Here is a 17061-nt window from a genome sequence, read left to right as displayed (position 1 = left end):
AGCCTCGGCAGCCTGACGAAGCTGCGGATTGTCGCCCAGCCGGTCGTGCGCGCCGCTGATAATATCGAGCCCCGCTTCCAGTGCGTCGACCAGATAGGGGATCCAACTGTCGCGGATCGCGCCGCCGATCGACGCCGCGGAAAGAACAAGCGCGCGCGCGCCAGCCGCATGGGCTTCGCGCGGCGCCATTGCCGGGAGCCCGAGCGTCGCAGGCGCGCCCGCGCATCCATGCTCGGCGATGCAGAGGCCGGGCGCCCAGTCACGCAGACCCAGCCCCGTCTTCAAAAATGCCGTGTCCACCGCATCGCCGAGAAAGAGCAGATAGGGTTTCGGCAGGTCGAGGACCGGAAGGCCCGGGACGGCCGCCCCTGCTGGCTGGTCGAGCACGACCGTCATGACTTATACTTCGAAAAGATGGGGCGTCCCGGGCTGACGCCTTCGACAGGCTTTCCGCCGTCGATCACGAGCACGCCGTTCACCATCACATAGCGAAAACCGTCCGAATAGCGCGCCGCGTCGCCATAGGTCGCGCGCGTGCCGACCGTGGCCGGATCGAAAAGCACGATGTCGGCGTCCATGCCGGACTGGAGCCGGCCCTTGCGCTTCATCGCGGGAACGAAGAATTCGAGGCGCTGCGCCGGCATCAGCGTGATCTTGCGCAGCGCCGCGACGAGGCTAAGCGTTCCAGTCTCGCGCACATAATGGCCGAGCAGGCGGGCGAAGGTTCCGGCGGAGCGTGGGTGGCCGTTCGGCCCCTCGATCCGCCCGCCGTCGCTTGCGATCAGCACCGACGGATCCCTTAACAGCGCCGCGATCGTGGCTTCGCCATTCATATGCATGATGATGCCGTCGTCGGCCGCACCCGCACGGAGCGCGTCGAATTCGTCCTGCGTCAGCCGCTTTCCGGTGCTGCGCGATTGCAGGTCGCCGACGCCGACGCCCCAGCGCTCCTCCCAGCCCGGATCGAAGAAATGGCTGCGCACCGCATCCACCGAACCGCCCCACGGATAGGTTTCGGTCGTGATATCGACGCCGCGCGCATGCGCGTCGCGCATCAGCGCCGCCATGAACGGCGCGTCGCGCATCGCCATGCTGTTGATGTGCGCGACATGGATGCAGCCGCCGGTCGCGGCGGCATTGGCGAGGCTTTCCTGCACCGCTTCAAAACTGCTGTCGGGTTCGACGAGGCTGCCATAGCGGATGTGGGTGAACAGGCAGGTCGCGGTCCGTGCGGCGAGAGCGGTGACATCCAGCATCTCGCGCCGCGAAATGCCCGGCGCATATTGGGTGCCGCTGCCGATACCGACCGCTCCCTCGCGTACGCCTTGTTCGATCAGCGCGACCAGGCGCTGCGACGCGGCGCCGGACAAGGCTTCGCCGGCTTCCTCGGCACCGAATTTCTCCATCGGATCGCGCAACGCCGCCAGTCCCGCCGCGCCCTCGCCTTTCTGGATGAAATAGCGCAGCGCGGTATGGCTGACGCTGCTGCCATAATTCAAAAGCTCGCGCCCATGCTTCGCATCGTACCACGCCGAAATCGGCCAGGTGCCGATCTCTAGCTCGAGCCGCGTTGTCACCCCATCCTTGGCCTGATAGCGCGCCGCTTCATGCGTCGTCGCGTGCGAATGGATGTCGATGAAGCCCGGCGCCGCGACGAGGCTGCGCGCATCGATCACGCGCCGCCCCTTCAAGGGAGTCTCGCTGACGGCGGCGATCCGGTCGCCATCGACCGCTATGTTACGCTTGGCATCGAGTCCGGTTTCGGGATCGATCGCCCGCGCGCCCACATAGACGATATCGTGCACCGCGGCGACCGGCGAGGCACCGGCGGGAAGCTCCGCCAGCATCGCGGCGGCCGCCAGCAGCAGCGCCGTTCCCCGCACCGGTCGCCTGATCGTCAAACGTCGCATCCCATGGGCCACACCTAGCACGGCCCGTCAGAAATTAGCGCGGAGCGAAACCGTCACGCTGCGCGGCTCGCCGACGACATTGCCGTAAAACAGCGTCTGGTAATTGTTCACGAAATAATGCTTGTCGAACAGGTTCTTGACGTTGACCTGCGCGCGGAAGCGGCCGAAATCATAGCCCGCCGACGCATCGACGAGCGTGTAGGATGGCAAGTCGCGAGTCGCGCGGTCGATGTCGGTCTTCACCGAGCCGACATAGCGGACGCCGCCGCCGACGAAGGCATTGCCGAATTCATAGCTTGTATAGATGCTCGCCGAACTCTTCGGCAGGAAGGTCAGCGTCTTGCCGATCAGTGCCGGATCATCGTCCTTGCGGATCGTCGGGTCGAGAATGGCGAGCCCGGCATTGACCTGCCATCCCTTCGCGATCTCGCCGACCGCCTGCAACTCGAGCCCGCGGTGGCGGACCTTGCCGACCGGTGCATAGCGGTCGATCAGGTCGATGGTCTGGTCGTATCGCGCCTGATTGGCCTGCCGGACGTCGAACAGCGCGCCGGTCAGAAGCAGGCGGCGGTCGGGCGACACATATTTGACCCCGACCTCATATTGCTGGCCGGTCAGCGGCGACAGGACATCGCCCGCCGCATCGATGAAGAGCTGCGGCTGGAAGGATTCGCTGTACGATGCATAGAAGTTGAGGCCCCTCACCGGCTCGAGAGTCGCCGCAAGACGGAGGCTCGTCTGACTAGCGCCGCTGAAATCCTCCCAGGGCCGGTTCCCCGATTGCTTGCTGACATCGGGCTTCGCCCACGAAAGACCGCCGAGCAGCGTCAGCGGTTCGGCGACCTTGATGCTCGCCTGCGTCGACAGGGTGAAATAGCGAAGCCGGCGGTTCAGGCTGTAATCGAAGATCCCCGGATAGGTACGCGTGTTGAACAGCGCCTCGATCGCATCGACGCCGTCGAAAATATTGGCGACATCGCCCTGCGGCGTGTCGGGAATCGTACCCGCCTGCTTCGTGTCGTAGCTCTGGTAATTGGCGGCGACGGTGACGAAGCTGTCGGTCAGCCCAAGATCGTCGAACTTGTATACGGTGGAGAGGCCCGCGCTGAACGCCTCTGTCACGCTTTTGGTGATATTGTTGATCGCGATGAAGAAATCGCCGTTTGGCTGGAGGTCGTAACCATAGCCGCTCTCGCCGGTCGTGTTCGAGCGGAGATAATTGACCTTCAGGCTGACCGACAGCGCCGACGAGGCCTCCCAGTCGAGGCCGCCATTCACGCGCGTCACCGGCGTGACGAGGTCGAAATCGCCCGACCCGATGAAGAACGACCGGCCGACCGGCGCCGGCGATCCATCGGGCAAGGTCGGGATGCCGTCGAACGAGGTACGCCGATAACGTTCATAACCGCCGTGAAGATAGGCGGTCAGCTCGGGTGTCAGGTCGGCGTCGATGCCCGCGTACAGTACCGTCTTTTCCGAATCGACGCGCTGCACGAAGCTGCCGCTTTCCTCGTGAACGGCAACGCCGATCACATGGACCGTGCCCGCGGCGTTGAGCGCGCCCGCAAGTTGCCCTTCGATCCGCCAACGATCCCACGAACCGCCGAGCAGTTCGATGTGCGACGGTGTGTTGGCGTCGGCGCCCTTCGTCACCTGATTGATGATGCCTCCCGGATTGGCGGCGCCATAGACGACCGAGGTCGGTCCCTTGACGATTTCGAGCCTTTCGAGCGTCGCGAAATCGGGCTCGTAATCGAGCGCGCCGACGTTCAGCCCGTCGATCGCATTGCCGGCGGCAAAGCCGCGCAGCTTGACGATCGACGACGTGCCGCCGGGATTGCCGTCGAACAAGGCGCCCGGCGTATATTGCGCGACATCGCCGAGGCTTTTGGCGTCGGTGGCATCGAGAAAATCCTCGCTGACGAGGCTGATCGATTGGGGAACTTTCTCGATCGGCACCGGAAGCCCGGTCGTCCCGCTGGTGTTTTCGCTGAGGTAGCGATAACCGCTGACGACGATCGCATCGACCTCGCCTTCGCCGGCCTCCTGCGCCGCCGCCAGCGTGGGTGCGAAGGCCGCCGCCGCGACGACGCTGCCCGCACAAAGCAAGCGGCGCACGCCGCGCTTCGGCCGATGGTGGAATTCACAGACCTGTCGGTTCTTCGTCATCACAACCCCCTGGATCAATCATCATATGGCTGGCCTGGGCGCCGCTTTCACGCCGACAAGACTGAGCAACGACAGAATTAAGACCCGTTGACATATTTCTGTCAATTGATAGTTTTGATGATATTTCTGGCATCGTACAATGCGTTTTGCACGAGAGGTTTAGCATGAGCGACAACAAGGATCGGGGTTCGCGACCAGCGGGGTCGGATGTAACCACTATTCCGAATGTTCCGCTTCTCCAGCGGCTACAGGCCGGCCTTGAAGGCTATTCGGCGGCCGACCGCGCGATCGCCGCCTATATCCTCGGCCACTATGCAACGCTCGCCTTTGAGACCGCGGTGACGCTCGCCGAGAAGGTAGGGGTCAGCGAAATCACGATCGGGCGCTTCACCCGCAAGCTCGGCTATCGCAATTTCAAAGCGATGAAGAACGAACTCAAGGACAGCAGCGAGGCAGGCTTTCCCTGGATGGTGGGCGAGCAGCTCCAGCACTTTGTCGAAACCCCCGGGCTTCCCGACGAAGCCGATGGATCGATGCAGCGCGAGATAAAGTCGTTGCTCGCTGTCTATCGCCTTGCCGAAACCCCGCAATGGGCGGCCGCGACAGCGTTGCTGGCGCAATCGCGCAAAGTACAGATTGCGGGGTTCCAGACCGAGCGCGGCATCGCCATGATGCTGGCGAACCACCTGCAATTCATGCGCGACGGCGTCCAGCTCGTCGACCTCACCGCGGGCAATTATGCCGACGTCTTTGCGACCGACGACACCGAAGACCGCTGCCTCGTCGTGATCGACATCCGCCGCTATTCGCGCCAATCCTATCTGATCGCCGAACAGGCGAGCGAACATGGCATCCCGCTGATTGTCCTGACCGATCTGTTCTGCGACTGGGCGCCGCGCTTCACGCCGCATGTGATCGCGGTGCCGACGCAAACGGGCATGTTCTGGAGCTCGCCCGTCGCGCTCGTCTGCGCGGTAAACCTGATGGTGAACAGCGTCATCAAGCAAATCGGTACAAAGGTCGAGGCGCGGCTCGAAACGCTCACGCGGCTGCACCAGACGTTCACCGGCTATGCCGGCCACCAGCCGCCGCGCCCGAAGATGAATCTTTGACCTGGGATATGATGACAGTTTTTTGTCAGTAAAATTCATAGACAGAAAAATTGCGCCAGGTTAGCCGAATCGTATGACCGCCGCCCGCCCCAACGCCCTTCTCGATTCGCTCGACATCGACGGAGCCCTTGCCCGCCTCGAACCCTGCGCGCCGTGCGTCGATGTCGCGATCGTGCGGCGCCCCCTTGCGGAACCCTTTCGCATCGCTGGCCACATCTTCGAAGATGTGGAGACCGTCCTGCTGCGACTGGAAACCGAGGGTCATGTCGGTCACGCCGAGGCCGCAGGCGTCTTTTACCGCGGCGACATGCCGTCAAACATCCAGACCGCGTTGGTCGATGCCGCGCCGGAAATCGAGAAAGGCGTGAGCCAAGCCAGCGCGGCACGGCTGTTCCCGCCAGGCGGCGCCCGCAACGCCTTCGATTGTGCGCTTTGGGACCTGCAGGCGAAGCTGACGGGCTTGCCGGTTTCGCGGTTGCTCGGGATGGCGGCCCCCGAACCGCTGCTCACCACCTATACGGTCGGCAACGGCACGCCCGTCGAAATGGCTGCCAAGGCCGCAAGCTACAGCGAAGCGCGCGCGATCAAGATCAAGCTTGGCGGAAACGCCGACGACGAAAGCCGTATAGCGACCGTGCGCGCGGCGCGGCCGGATGTGTGGCTCGCCGTCGACGCCAATCGCAGCCTGACACCGACCAGCCTCCTGTCCCTGCTCCCCGCACTCGAAGCCGCTGCGGTAAAGCTGATCGAGCAGCCGTTTGCCGTCGGCGACGATGCGGCGCTCGCCGGTCTCGACCTGCCGATTCTGGTCGCCGCCGACGAAAGCATCCAGACGGCCGATGACCTTGAACGGCTCGCGCACCTCTACCAGGCGGTCAATATCAAACTCGACAAATGCGGCGGTCTCACCGACGGCCTGCGCCTTGCGAAACAGGCGAGCGCATTGGGGCGCGACGTCATGGTCGGCAATATGCTCGGCAGCTCGCTCGCGATGGCGCCGGCATTCCTGCTCGGCCAATATTGCTCGATCGTCGATCTCGACGGCCCGATTTTCCTGAAAGACGATTGTACGCCGGGCGCCACCTATCGCTCGGGCCACATCGACTGCGCACCCCATCCCTGGGGCGACGGACGGTGACATTGACAGGATTCAGTGCCGCGCCTAGGGCGCGCCATACATCAAGAGTCGGGCCGACGCCCGGCACCAACCTGCTCCCGAGCAAGGTGGTACCCCGTCACAAGCGGGGGATGTGGCCGGACCGGCAACCAACGGGACCCCAAGCCGCACGCGCGTCGATCCGCCGCCTCCATCGTGAAGGAAGGATTTCGACGTGACGACCCAGCCGCAGCAATTCGCCAGCGACAATTATGCCGGCATCTGCCCCGAAGCCTGGGCCGCGATGTGCGCGGCAAATACCGCCTCGGCGCCCGCCTATGGCGATGACGAATGGACCGCGCGCGCCGCCGATGCGTTCCGCACGCTCTTTGAGACCGACTGCGAGGTCTTTTTCGCGTTCAACGGGACTGCGGCCAATTCGCTGGCGCTTGCGGCGCTCTGCCAATCCTATCACAGCGTCATCTGCTCCTCGTCGTCGCATGTCGAAACTGACGAATGCGGCGCGCCGGAGTTCTTCTCAAACGGATCGAAGCTGCTCGTTGCGCAATCGGCCGACGGCAAGCTGACACCGCAGGCGATTCGCGATCTCGCCACGAGCCGGTCCGACATTCACTTTCCGAAACCGCGCGTTGTGACGATCACTCAGCCCACCGAGACCGGACAATGCTATTCGATCGACGAGATCCAAGCGATCTCGGCGACGTGCCACGATCTCGGGCTGAAGCTCCATATGGACGGCGCGCGCTTTGCGCATGCCTGCGCAACGCTGCAGTGCGCGCCAGCCGATATCACCTGGCGCGCGGGCGTCGATGTCCTGTGCTTCGGCGGCACCAAGAACGGCATGGCGGCAGGCGAAGCGATCGTCTTTTTCGACACCGCGCTCGCGACCGACTTCGACTATCGTTGCAAACAGGCGGGCCAGCTCGCCTCGAAAATGCGCTTCCTGGCGGCGCCGTGGATCGGCCTATTCGAAAGCGGCGCCTGGCTGCGCAATGCCGAGCATGCAAACCGCTGTGCTGCGCGCCTCGCTGCGGCGGTCGAAGGTCTTCCCGGTGTCCGCCTTGCCTTCCCGGTGCAGGCCAATGCAGTCTTCCTTCACGTACCCCACGGGATTCTCGAAAGTCTCAGCGCGCGGGGTTGGCGATTTTACACTTTTATTGGCGGTAGCGCGCGCTTCATGTTCGCCTGGGATGCCCGTTTCGAAGGCGTCGATCTTTTAGCAGAGGATATTGCGAGATTAGCCGTCGAGACGACTGCGCCGTGAGGAATCGCTTAGGCCGGCGAGATGGCTCCTGTGCTTCAATATCGGCCTGCAATGGCCGCTTCGGGACGGGCAGGTTTTGGGGGCGCCTGTTGCGGAAGCGGACCTCAGGAGACGCCGGCCATAAAGCCGAGACTCCCTTCACCGTGCGCGACTATTTCAAGCTCGAGGCCGAGGCGGCCGGCCGCAACTGAATCTTCCGCCTCGGCAAAAGTGAATGGCCGCATTGGTACCGATGCAATGGTTCCTCCATCGTGCTTATGCGCGAGAGTTTGCGCCATTTGGCACAAAAAATGGTTGCCACATGTGCCAAATGGCACTAATTATACCGCATGATTAAGCAGGATAGTCGCTCCCATGCGCAAGAATGACCCCGCCAAAGAGCCGCCAAAGGCAACGTCCCGCCGCCGCGCGGCCGTGAATGCCAACAATATCAACACCGGCTGGGTCCTGCGCGCAGCCGGGGTGACCGACGGCGAGATTATTCATGCGCCAGTCCATTATGGTGGCGGCGAGGGCTGGGACATGCTCCACGGCGGCCCGGCGCAGGGGGTTCAATGCATCGGCGTCGGTTCGGGCGACGCCTTCCTGCGCGGGGCAGTAATGAAGCCATTATCGGCAGTCGATATCCTAGGCACCGGCCACAGTGGGATGCGCCCCGTCATCATCAACAGTGTCGACACCGACCCGTTGCCGCCCGGGCCGGGGACGTCGGACTATGTTGCCGCGCTAGCAACCTTCAGTGAGCATTTCAGCGCGGCGGGCGAGGCGGCGGAGCGGTTGATGAAGGGGATTAAGCCGCCGATGGCGCTCGCCGCCGCGCGGACTGAGCACGCCTCGACCGAGAAGGCAAAAGCCGATCTACTCGCCGAAGTGAGCGCTGTGGTCGCCGCCGGTGATCCCCAGACCCATATTCGCGGTGCTGCGCTCGCGCTCCTCGGCCTCGACGCCGCGGCCATCCGCACCGAGGAGGAACTGATCGAGGCGATCGCGGCTGGCTTTCCGGCGCAGGCGATTGAGGCGCTGCGCGCAGCAGGCTGGCCCTATGCCGCGATGGAGGCGGTGATCGCGCCGCGCCGCACGCTCATGCGCCGCAAGCGCGACGGCCAGCCGCTGACCCCGTCCGAGTCCGATGCCGCTTGGCGCCTGGCTCTGGTCCTCGTCTCTGCCGAGCCCGTCTTCGCCTCACGCGAGGCCGCGATCGCCTGGCTGCTCCGCGCCAAAGTGGGGCTTCGCGGTCGCACCCCCGCCGAACTGATCGCCTCGAGCGTCGGTACCGCGCAGATCCTGAGCCTGCTACGCCGCATCGACCGGGGCGATTATCTGTGATCGCGGCCCTCCCGGCCACCGTCTATCGAGTCACCCGCGCTGCCTTCGCCGGCACTGTCGAGGACGCGCTGTCGGGAGCCGGGGGGCTTTACGATGACGGGCGCTGGCATCGCCGCGGCTCGCATATTCTCTACACCTCCGAGAGCACCACGCTCTCGATGTATGAGCGGCTCGTCCACGCCGACGAACTGTTCTCCGAGCGCCGTACTGATCGCGTCATGCTCGCGATCGCGCTGCCGCGCGTCTCGACGATGGTCCTGACCGAGGCCGAAGTTGCTGCCGGCGACCCCCACTGGCGCTGCGAGGGGTCGCTGTTCTGTCGTGCGTTTGGCGATCGCTGGCTGGTATCGCGCGCGAGCTGTGCGCTGATCGTCCCTTCGGCCGCCGATCCCAATGCCGCAAACATCCTCCTCAACCCCGAGCATACCGAGTATCGCCAGATCGTCGCTGCCAACTGCGCGATGGTGTCGCAGGATCTCGAACCCGATCCGCGCCTCGCGCCGATGGTCCAGGCCCACCGCCGCGCCGCCGGCGCCTGAACGCAGCGACCATAACCCGTCTGACGCTATCCTCAAACGCCGACTTGCGTAGTTGCGCTGGGTCCCCGAATTGTGGGACCTTGCAGAGCACGTCGAAGGCGTACCGGGCCCTTGGCTAGGTAATCGCTCCGTCCAGCCGCGTCGGGCTCAAATTCCTGAGCGCGCGCGATCGGCAAGAATCGGCGCAGAGATCGCGGCGGCGATCGCGCTTATCGCGGCCAATGCGATTGACGAGCGCGGAACGGGCAGCGCGGCGGTCGAATACCCATCATGACATGTCGACGCGCCCCGGCTTATGGCCTTGGCGGCGCCAGCACGGTAAGAGGCGCCATGCGATATTCCCTTCTCTTGCTCGTTGCCATTGCTGGCGCTGGGGCGGGCGCCGCCGTGATGCTCGTCGTCGGCGCGCCTGCGACCGACATCAAGGCTGCCGACTGGCTGCAGTTCGCCGGCGCGATGGTAGGTGTGGTCTTCGCGATATGGGGCGCGCTCGCGGTCGAGCATTGGCGGCAACGCGAAGCCGAGGGCAAGGAAGAGCTGCTGCTGCTCACGAGCATGATCGCGCTGCTGCAAGCCGCGAAGAAGTTCGAGACGATTGTCGAATTTAATGAGGATTTCGAGGATTTCGTCCCACAAGCGCAGAAGGCGGTCTCGTCGCTGGAAGACGCCAAGGCCATGATCGCACTGGTCTCGCCGTCGGCCAAGGTGCGCGATCTCAAATTGTGGCAGGACATCCGGTTCGTCGAGGGAAAGATCAAGGAGCATGAGCTCCTCTACGATCCGCATCGGGATATCCTCCGCTCCGATCAAGATCTCGAACGCATCTACAACAGCTTCCAGATTTGGGTCCGGGAGATCGAGCCGGTGGCCACGCGCATCGTCTCGGTCCTCAAGAAGCGGCGCTCGCTGGTCTAGGCGGGGCGGCCAGAATGGGCACCTCGAACCCCGCCCTTGATTGCGTCGGGATTGCCGGCAAAGGCGCGTATCTGTTTACACCGGTCGCCAGTTCCCGCCGCGAGCCTTGCCTACGCTTGCCAATTGCCCACCCCGTGGATGACTGACTTGATGGCGAAGCGCGCCGCATCGCTCGCGACTTCAGAATGCGTCAGAATGGCGATCGATCGCCATTTACCGCACGAGTCCGCTATGATACCCGCTCTCCCTCATGGACTGGGCATCGACCGGTCTCTAGAAGATGCTGTTACCGCAACTGACCGGGCAGGATCGAGACACTGAGGGGGCGCCGCAACATGCGGCAGAGCAGGGGTGATCGCGGTATCGGATGGGACGGACCGGCGGGCTGTTGTCTGCGGGATGTTCATGCTATGTTCCGCATCATATTCTTCTGCGAGGTATGGTCGTGACAGCTACGGCGGTAAACAACTGGCTGGAAAAGCTCGGCTATGCTGCGGAGCCCGAAGTATTGCACCGACGCGGCAAGCCTGTTCCCGACACGCATCCCTATGCGCTAGAAATCAACACGCTCCTGAAACCCAATGGTGCGATCCGCGCGCAGGCAGTCTTTGATGTAGAGGGCGTCCCGACCGTGGTATTCGTGGGCGAGGACGACGCGCCCTTGTCGAGCGCCGATCTCGATCACGCGCGCCAGCGGATTTGGAACCAGAATCTCGCAACCGTTGTAATCGAACTCAAGGGGCATGAGGCGACCGCACTGCCGGCCCGCAAACTCGCCGGCGCAGGCGAAGAACTTCATCTCGAACAGGCGCGGCCCGATGGCCCATTCTCCGCCCTCGACATATCGACAGCAAATCTTTCCCGGCGCATGCCGAAATGGTTCGATGTCAAAGCGCGCGTCGACCGGAAACTTCTGTCCAACCTGTCGACGACGGTGGCGAAACTGGCGGAAGCGGGACTTGAAGCGATCAAGGATGTGCTCGTGCGGCGCCGCCTTGCCGAACTCTTGATGGGGCAGGTCCTTTTCATCTCCTACCTCGAGCACCGCGAGATCGTCGGCGAAACCTACCGGAAGAGGCGCGCGGTCGCCAAACTCCCCGATCTTGTTGTCGCACGCGATCGGGCCGGAATTGCCAAACTGATCGACCGGTTGCGCTCCGACTTCAACGGCGACTTTCTCGGCGATGACCGCCACGACCCCTGGACGGCGCTTTCGGACAGCGACTTCGACCTTCTTCACCAGTTCCTGATCCGCACGGACATGCGAACCGGCCAGGGCGATTTCTGGAACTATGATTTCAGCTATCTTCCTGTCGAACTTCTGTCCGGGCTTTATGAGCAATTCCTGACGCCCGAGGAGCAGGCATCGGACGGCGCTTATTATACGCCCCGCAACCTTGCGATGCTGGCGGTCGATCAAGCATTGCTCACATCGACCGACCCGCTTTCGGAAACCATTTTCGACGGAGCGTGCGGGTCCGGCATTTTGCTGACAACGGCCTATCGGCGTTTGATTGCATTTGCGGAAGCGCGAAAGGGTTCCCAGCTCGGCTTCGCCGAACGCGGCGAGCTTCTCACACGGAGCATCTTCGGCGGCGATATCAACTTCATGGCCTGCCGCGTGACGGCTTTCAGCCTGTATCTGTCCTTGCTCGAGGGATTGGCCCCAGCCGACATTCTGGAAGCGCAGGAACGCGACGGCACCAAGCTGCCGCCGCTAAAGGGTCGAAACCTGGCCCATGGACGGGAAACCGCAGATTTCTTCAGCGACGATCATGCCTTCCATGGCCGCCGCTTCTCGCTGGTCATCTCCAATCCGCCTTGGGCTGAGCCCGAAGGCAAGGAACATACTTCGGCTGATGCCTGGGCTGATCGGGCGCGCGCTCCTTTTGCGCGGCGGCAGGTCGCGGGCGCCTATGCGCTCCGCGCGCTCGACTTCCTTGAGGAGGGTGGGCGTGCCTGCCTTATTCTTCCGATCGGACAACTTCTCGGCGCATCGAGCGAGGCCTTTGTGTCTTATCTTCTCCGCGCCTACAGGCCGAGAAGGATCATCAATTTCGGTGATCTGCAGGGCCTGCTGTTCCCCACTGCCGAAAATACATGTCATGTGTTTCTCGGCGAACGACGCGGTGCGACAGTGCCGGAAGCGATCCCATTCGGCGAAGTCTTCGACTATCTGGTCCCGAAAGCGGATCTCAGCCTTGCGCTGGGCCGCCTCACGATGCAGTCGGCGGATCGTCACGCGCTCCAAAGCCGGTCGGTGGCAGAAGACCCGCAGCTTCTCGTGACCATGATGTGGGGCGATGCCAACGATCTCGCCATTTTGAGCCGCCTCGGCCTGCGCGGAACCTTCGCCAATTTCTGGCGGGGTCCGGCAAAGAACCGCCGTTGGACATATCGCAAGGGCATTCACGTCGAGGACAAGACCCGTGTCGCCGTCGATCCAGGCCCCCTCCACGCGATGCGTCACGTTACGACAAAGGCGCTGAGCGCCGGCGTTCCCGTTCTGTCTCCCGAGCTGCTCGTTCCCTGGCCTGCCGATAGAAGGACCGTGGTCGGCTTGAACGAATCGGTGCTGAGCGTATTCGATGGTCCGCGAGTCCTCTTCCCCGATGGATTTTCGCGCGGGCAGCTCAATGTACGCGCGGCTTATTATGACGCGCCGGCGAGCTTTACCCACAGCGTCGGTGTCATCGCCGGTCCGAAGGTCGATGCGCCGCTTCTGAAATTCGCGGCCGTCTATCTTCGCTCGACCCTCGCACGCTACTTTCTGATGATGCGCGGTTGGAAGATGCTGTGCGAACGCAACGGCATTCATCTGACCGACGTCGATGCCTTTCCCTTCTTTCCGCCCGAAGATGCACCCGACCCGGAAGCCGCCACCGCGGCACTCGCCGCGGTGGACGTGCATGTCGACAAGCTGGCCGACAAGCCGGATTTGATCCAGCAGATCTACTACGAAAGCGTGCACAGCGAACTCGACGACGCGGTCTTTTCCTATTTCGGGCTGACAAGCGAAGAGCGGACGCTCATCACCGAGACGGTCAAGATTCTGATGCCTTCGATCCGTCCGCGGAGCTTCAAGAGTCTCGACACCCCCGCCCAGCGAACTGCGGGCCGCGCCGATTTCAGCGCCTATGCTGGTACCCTCGCCCATGCGTTGACAGCTTGGCGCGATCGCACGGGGGGCCAGGGACAATTCAGCGTCGATGTCGTGACCAATGATCCACGGCGTGCAGGTCTCTCGGGAATCGTACGAATTAGCTACGCCGAGAATGGTCAGGCTGTCACGGCGGCGGACGCCAGTATCGACGATGAACTGGTTCTTGAAACTTTGTCTGCGCTTCGGAAGTCGGGCCTCCGGACGATCCCTTCGGGTGATCATCTGTCACTCGTTCCCGACGCGCATCTCTGGATCGACGGCAGCCTTTATCTGGTCCGGCCTCTGACGCAGCGCAGCTGGACCGTGCGCCAGGCGCTGCGCGACGCCGAACATATCGTACGAACGGTCCAGTCTCGTGCAAGGATCGAAAAATCGGCGGCGACTGCATGACGGGAATTGGTGACTGGCTCGCTGCCTTCCCGTTACAGCCGGCAACTGAAGCAGTGGAAGCCTTGCGCCAAGGCTGGGCTGAACTCGCCGAACGGCCGCGACCCGACTTCAACCCGGCCACCAAGGAAACCGCACTTACCAAGCGGCTCAAAATCTATGTCGAGAATCATGTCGCGCGCGAACGAGGGCTGTTCGGGATTTGGGCTGCGGAGGACATCATCGGCGAATTCGATCCCGCAACTGGCGTCCTGGTTGAGGAGCGCCGGACGGATATTGTCTACGGGTGGAACAGCGATGTCCATTCGATGAAGCTGGTCTTCGAATTCAAACGCCTTGGGCGGCAGAAGAAGCATCGTGACCATTATCTTCGAGAGAAGGGACTTGGTCGATTTGTCACCGGGATTTATAGCCGGGGTCAGGCGGTTGCTGCGATGGTCGGCGTCCTTCTGGATCCGCAGGACGAAGTAGTGCCGCCCATTCGGAAGGCATTGGGCGATGCCGAGTTGGCCACGCTGCTTCGCCTCAAGCCCGCTCAGACCGGCGAAGCTTATTGCCAGCCATCATCGCTGTTCGCGTCTGCCGATTTCGACACCGAACATGATCGAGATCCGGCACTGGCTGCCACGCATGGTACGATCAGAGTGTCCCACTTCTTCTTCGCCTTCGGCTATCCGACAAGCACTGCCAAATCGAAGGCTCCTGCACCGATTTCATAAAGGACAGCCGCAATCTGAGAGCCGGCCATTTGGGCGGGATCGACTGCCATTTCAGTTAAGCGCGCGGCTTGCTCGCGGTACAGGAGGTTCATGACAGGAGAAACCGAGAGCGCCAGCCAATCCGTAACCGGCGATCGCCTTGGCGGTGACGCGCCGATCGAGACATCCGACGACGATCTGCTTGGCTTCGGAGCGTTCGCCAAGGCGCTTGCACTCGGCCTCGTGGAACGGGCGCCCGATGCGGGCCTAGTTGTCGGATTGCAGGCGCGGTGGGGGATGGGCAAGAGCAGCGCGGTCAATCTCTGCCTCGAGCATGTACGACGCCTCGATACCGCGCGGCCCGAGGGCGAGCAGATTGTCATCCAGGCGTTCAACCCCTGGTTCTTTTCCGGCGTCGATGCGCTCACGACCGGCTATCTCTCGGCGCTCACCGACGCAGTCGAAGTGGTGCTAGGACCCCGGTCGCTGAGCCTTCCGCAGCGGACATGGCGAAAGGTCAAGACATTCGTCGGTGGTGCGCGCGATCACTCCGACGCGGTCGGTGCATCGGCGGCCGGCGCAGTCACCCTGTTCAGCGGCGGAGCCGTCGCGCCGCTGTCGGGCGCAATCAAGGGCACGATCGTCAGTGCCCTCAAAAATAAGCCGACCGCGGACGATCTGTCGAAACGCTTCGACAAGCTAGTGGGGCGGTTGACGGGTGCGAACGGCCGCGTGCTCATTGTCGTCGACGATCTGGATCGCCTGCAACCGAGCGATCTTCGCCAGCTCCTCAGTATCGTCAAGACATTCGGCAATTTGCCCGGTGTGACGCATTTGCTCGTCTACGACCGCGACATCGTCGACGTGGCTCTCGCGGATGCCAGGGCCGATCAGCGCGCCCGGCGCCTGCCGAGCTACCGGGAAAAGATCGTGCAGGCCGAGTTCGATTTGCCACACGCCACGCTTGCAGGCCTGCGCGGCCTGCTGGCGCGCGGCGTCGATCCGCTCATCGCCGCCGAGCCCGACTTCGACCAGATGGATTGGTTCTACGCCGCGCATTTGGCATCCGACGTCTATCTGCGGTCCCCGCGCGATGTTGTCCGCTTCACCAATGGCCTCTCGATCGCCTGGCCGTCGATTGCCGGTGAGGCCTATTTTCCGGACTTCTTCGTGCTCGAACTGTGGCGGCTGTTCGAGCGCGATTTCTATGACGGCATTCGCGATCACAAGGAGATCGTGACTGGTGACAACCAGCAATCCTTGCGCGACGTCGAGCGCAAGAAGATCGTGCAGTCGATCGTCGAACGTGTCCCCGAACCGCGCCGCAGCCAAGTGGTCCACCTCTTTTCGCGGCTGTTTCCGAACGCGGCAAGGCTCCTCGACAATGCCCATCATTTTGACCGGTCAAAGGTCGAGGGCCGATGGCGCGTCGGCGCACCCTTGGGGTTCGAGGCCTATTTCCGCATGTGTCCCCCCGAAGATGAATATAGCCAAGCCGACCTCGAGCGGATCAAGCAGGCCATCGCCGACGATGCGGCGCTCGACGTTCTGCTGAGTGATGCCATGGGACGCGCAGTCATATCCGGCGGGACGTTCCTGCCGAAGTTTCTTGCGGCCCTGTATCAGGTCACCGCCGGAGCATTCTCGCACCCCATCCCTCTGCTGTGGCTCGTCGCGCGGCGGGGCGACGAGATACTCACATGCGGGAAGGCCGACCCGGGAATGCGATGGCAGCATGGGCGCGAGGATATCAGGGGCCTTGCCAGACGATGCCTGCTGCAAATTCCTTCGGAGCGCCGGAGCGAAGCCTTACGCGAGGCGTTGGTCGGCGCAGGCGCATCGACGAGCGCGATCATCCTCGCGGGCCAGTTCGAGCCGCACAACATGGACCTTGCTGATGACGTCAGGCGACGGATGGAAGACAGCGTTCTTGAAGCAGATGAAGCGCGCGCACTTGCCGACGACTTTATCGCGGCGGTCGAGACCGATCCGGGGATCATATTGACGGCGCCGGTTGGCTGGCAGGTGGTTTCTCTCTGGGACAGCCTTCGAGGGCCAGCCCCCATCAAGGCCTGGATCGATTGCAATCTCGAAGATCCGCGGGTCATCATTTTCGTCATCGACATGATCATGTCCCATGTGTCTTCGACCATTGGCGAATATCGACAGCTGCGCGGCCCGGTAAGCTGGGAGTTTGTCGATCTTCGCCAACTGCTGGAGGTTGCTTCGATGATGCTCGCCGCGGGGCAATTTTCCGATGACCAAGAAGAGCTGGCGAAAGTCTTTGTCCGCGACGCGTCTAAACAGCTCGATGCGGCAACCGGCGATGACGCGGACGACGCCGAATGAAGGCAAGCATGGTTTCCGCGATCTACGCACGCCTTCCAATATGGTGACGTCCCCACTGGGCACAGTGGGCCGTCCTTGCTAGTCAAGGCGCACGGGGTCTCCCCTCGCATAC

At 63.0% G+C, this 17061-nt stretch carries 13 protein-coding genes and 1 riboswitch; of the genes, 9 read left to right on the top strand and 4 right to left on the bottom strand.

Annotated features, from left to right (window positions below):
* The 3 genes from A3E77_RS01250 to A3E77_RS01240 all read right to left on the bottom strand — a co-directional run.
* Positions 1-396: DUF1611 domain-containing protein (locus A3E77_RS01250; protein WP_293643087.1), on the bottom strand; the 396-nt coding region annotated here is incomplete at its 3' end.
* Positions 393-1901, bottom strand: coding sequence for an amidohydrolase family protein (locus A3E77_RS01245; RefSeq protein WP_293643086.1), 1509 nt, complete (start codon positions 1899-1901; stop codon positions 393-395). The genes A3E77_RS01245 and A3E77_RS01250, both read right to left, overlap by 4 nt.
* A gap of 36 nt (positions 1902-1937) precedes the next feature.
* Positions 1938-4079 (bottom strand): TonB-dependent siderophore receptor, encoded by a 2142-nt coding sequence (locus A3E77_RS01240; protein WP_293643085.1) that lies wholly within the window; start codon positions 4077-4079, stop codon positions 1938-1940.
* A 164-nt stretch (positions 4080-4243) separates the two neighbouring features.
* On the opposite strand from A3E77_RS01240, the gene A3E77_RS01235 reads away from it, so the two are divergent.
* The 6 genes from A3E77_RS01235 to A3E77_RS01210 all read left to right on the top strand — a co-directional run bounded on the left by A3E77_RS01235 (position 4244) and on the right by A3E77_RS01210 (position 10352).
* Positions 4244-5191 carry a MurR/RpiR family transcriptional regulator gene (locus A3E77_RS01235; protein WP_293643084.1) on the top strand — a complete coding sequence of 316 codons (948 nt, stop codon included), beginning with the start codon at positions 4244-4246 and terminating at the stop codon, positions 5189-5191.
* A gap of 73 nt (positions 5192-5264) precedes the next feature.
* Positions 5265-6329: a dipeptide epimerase gene (locus A3E77_RS01230; RefSeq protein ID WP_293643083.1), complete on the top strand. Its 1065-nt coding sequence runs from the start codon at positions 5265-5267 to the stop codon at positions 6327-6329.
* Between the two features lie 33 nt (positions 6330-6362).
* A riboswitch (SAM-I-IV-variant riboswitch) is annotated at positions 6363-6471 on the top strand.
* 51 nt (positions 6472-6522) lie between these two features.
* Complete coding sequence (locus A3E77_RS01225) at positions 6523-7572, top strand: threonine aldolase family protein (RefSeq protein WP_293643082.1); 1050 nt, start codon at positions 6523-6525, stop codon at positions 7570-7572.
* Positions 7573-7926: 354 nt separating this feature from the next.
* Positions 7927-8898 carry an antitoxin Xre-like helix-turn-helix domain-containing protein gene (locus tag A3E77_RS01220; RefSeq protein ID WP_293643081.1) on the top strand — a complete coding sequence of 324 codons (972 nt, stop codon included), beginning with the start codon at positions 7927-7929 and terminating at the stop codon, positions 8896-8898.
* Positions 8895-9437: an RES family NAD+ phosphorylase gene (locus A3E77_RS01215; protein WP_293643080.1), complete on the top strand. Its 543-nt coding sequence runs from the start codon at positions 8895-8897 to the stop codon at positions 9435-9437. Before A3E77_RS01220 ends, A3E77_RS01215 begins: the two co-directional genes overlap by 4 nt.
* A gap of 390 nt (positions 9438-9827) precedes the next feature.
* Positions 9828-10352: a hypothetical protein gene (locus tag A3E77_RS01210; protein ID WP_293643079.1), complete on the top strand. Its 525-nt coding sequence runs from the start codon at positions 9828-9830 to the stop codon at positions 10350-10352.
* A gap of 553 nt (positions 10353-10905) precedes the next feature.
* Here A3E77_RS01210 and A3E77_RS01205 read toward each other — a convergent pair.
* Entirely contained in the window at positions 10906-11547 is a 642-nt protein-coding gene (locus tag A3E77_RS01205) for a hypothetical protein (protein ID WP_293643078.1), read from the bottom strand.
* On the opposite strand from A3E77_RS01205, the gene A3E77_RS01200 reads away from it, so the two are divergent.
* The 3 genes from A3E77_RS01200 to A3E77_RS01190 all read left to right on the top strand — a co-directional run bounded on the left by A3E77_RS01200 (position 11503) and on the right by A3E77_RS01190 (position 16949).
* Positions 11503-13905 carry an N-6 DNA methylase gene (locus A3E77_RS01200; protein ID WP_293643077.1) on the top strand — a complete coding sequence of 801 codons (2403 nt, stop codon included), beginning with the start codon at positions 11503-11505 and terminating at the stop codon, positions 13903-13905. The two genes, A3E77_RS01205 and A3E77_RS01200, sit on opposite strands and share 45 nt — an antisense overlap.
* Positions 13902-14621 carry a hypothetical protein gene (locus A3E77_RS01195; protein WP_293643076.1) on the top strand — a complete coding sequence of 240 codons (720 nt, stop codon included), beginning with the start codon at positions 13902-13904 and terminating at the stop codon, positions 14619-14621. Before A3E77_RS01200 ends, A3E77_RS01195 begins: the two co-directional genes overlap by 4 nt.
* Positions 14622-14711: 90 nt before the next feature.
* On the top strand, positions 14712-16949 hold the full coding sequence (locus A3E77_RS01190) for a KAP family P-loop NTPase fold protein (RefSeq protein ID WP_293643075.1): 2238 nt from the start codon (positions 14712-14714) through the stop codon (positions 16947-16949).
* The last annotated feature ends 112 nt before the right edge of the window (positions 16950-17061 follow it).

The sequence above is a fragment of the Sphingopyxis sp. RIFCSPHIGHO2_12_FULL_65_19 genome (assembly GCF_001830555.1).
Classification (GTDB): Bacteria; Pseudomonadota; Alphaproteobacteria; order Sphingomonadales; family Sphingomonadaceae; genus Sphingopyxis.
The sequence above is the reverse complement of the archived record's forward strand: the minus strand, read 5'-3'. Positions and strand labels throughout refer to the sequence as shown.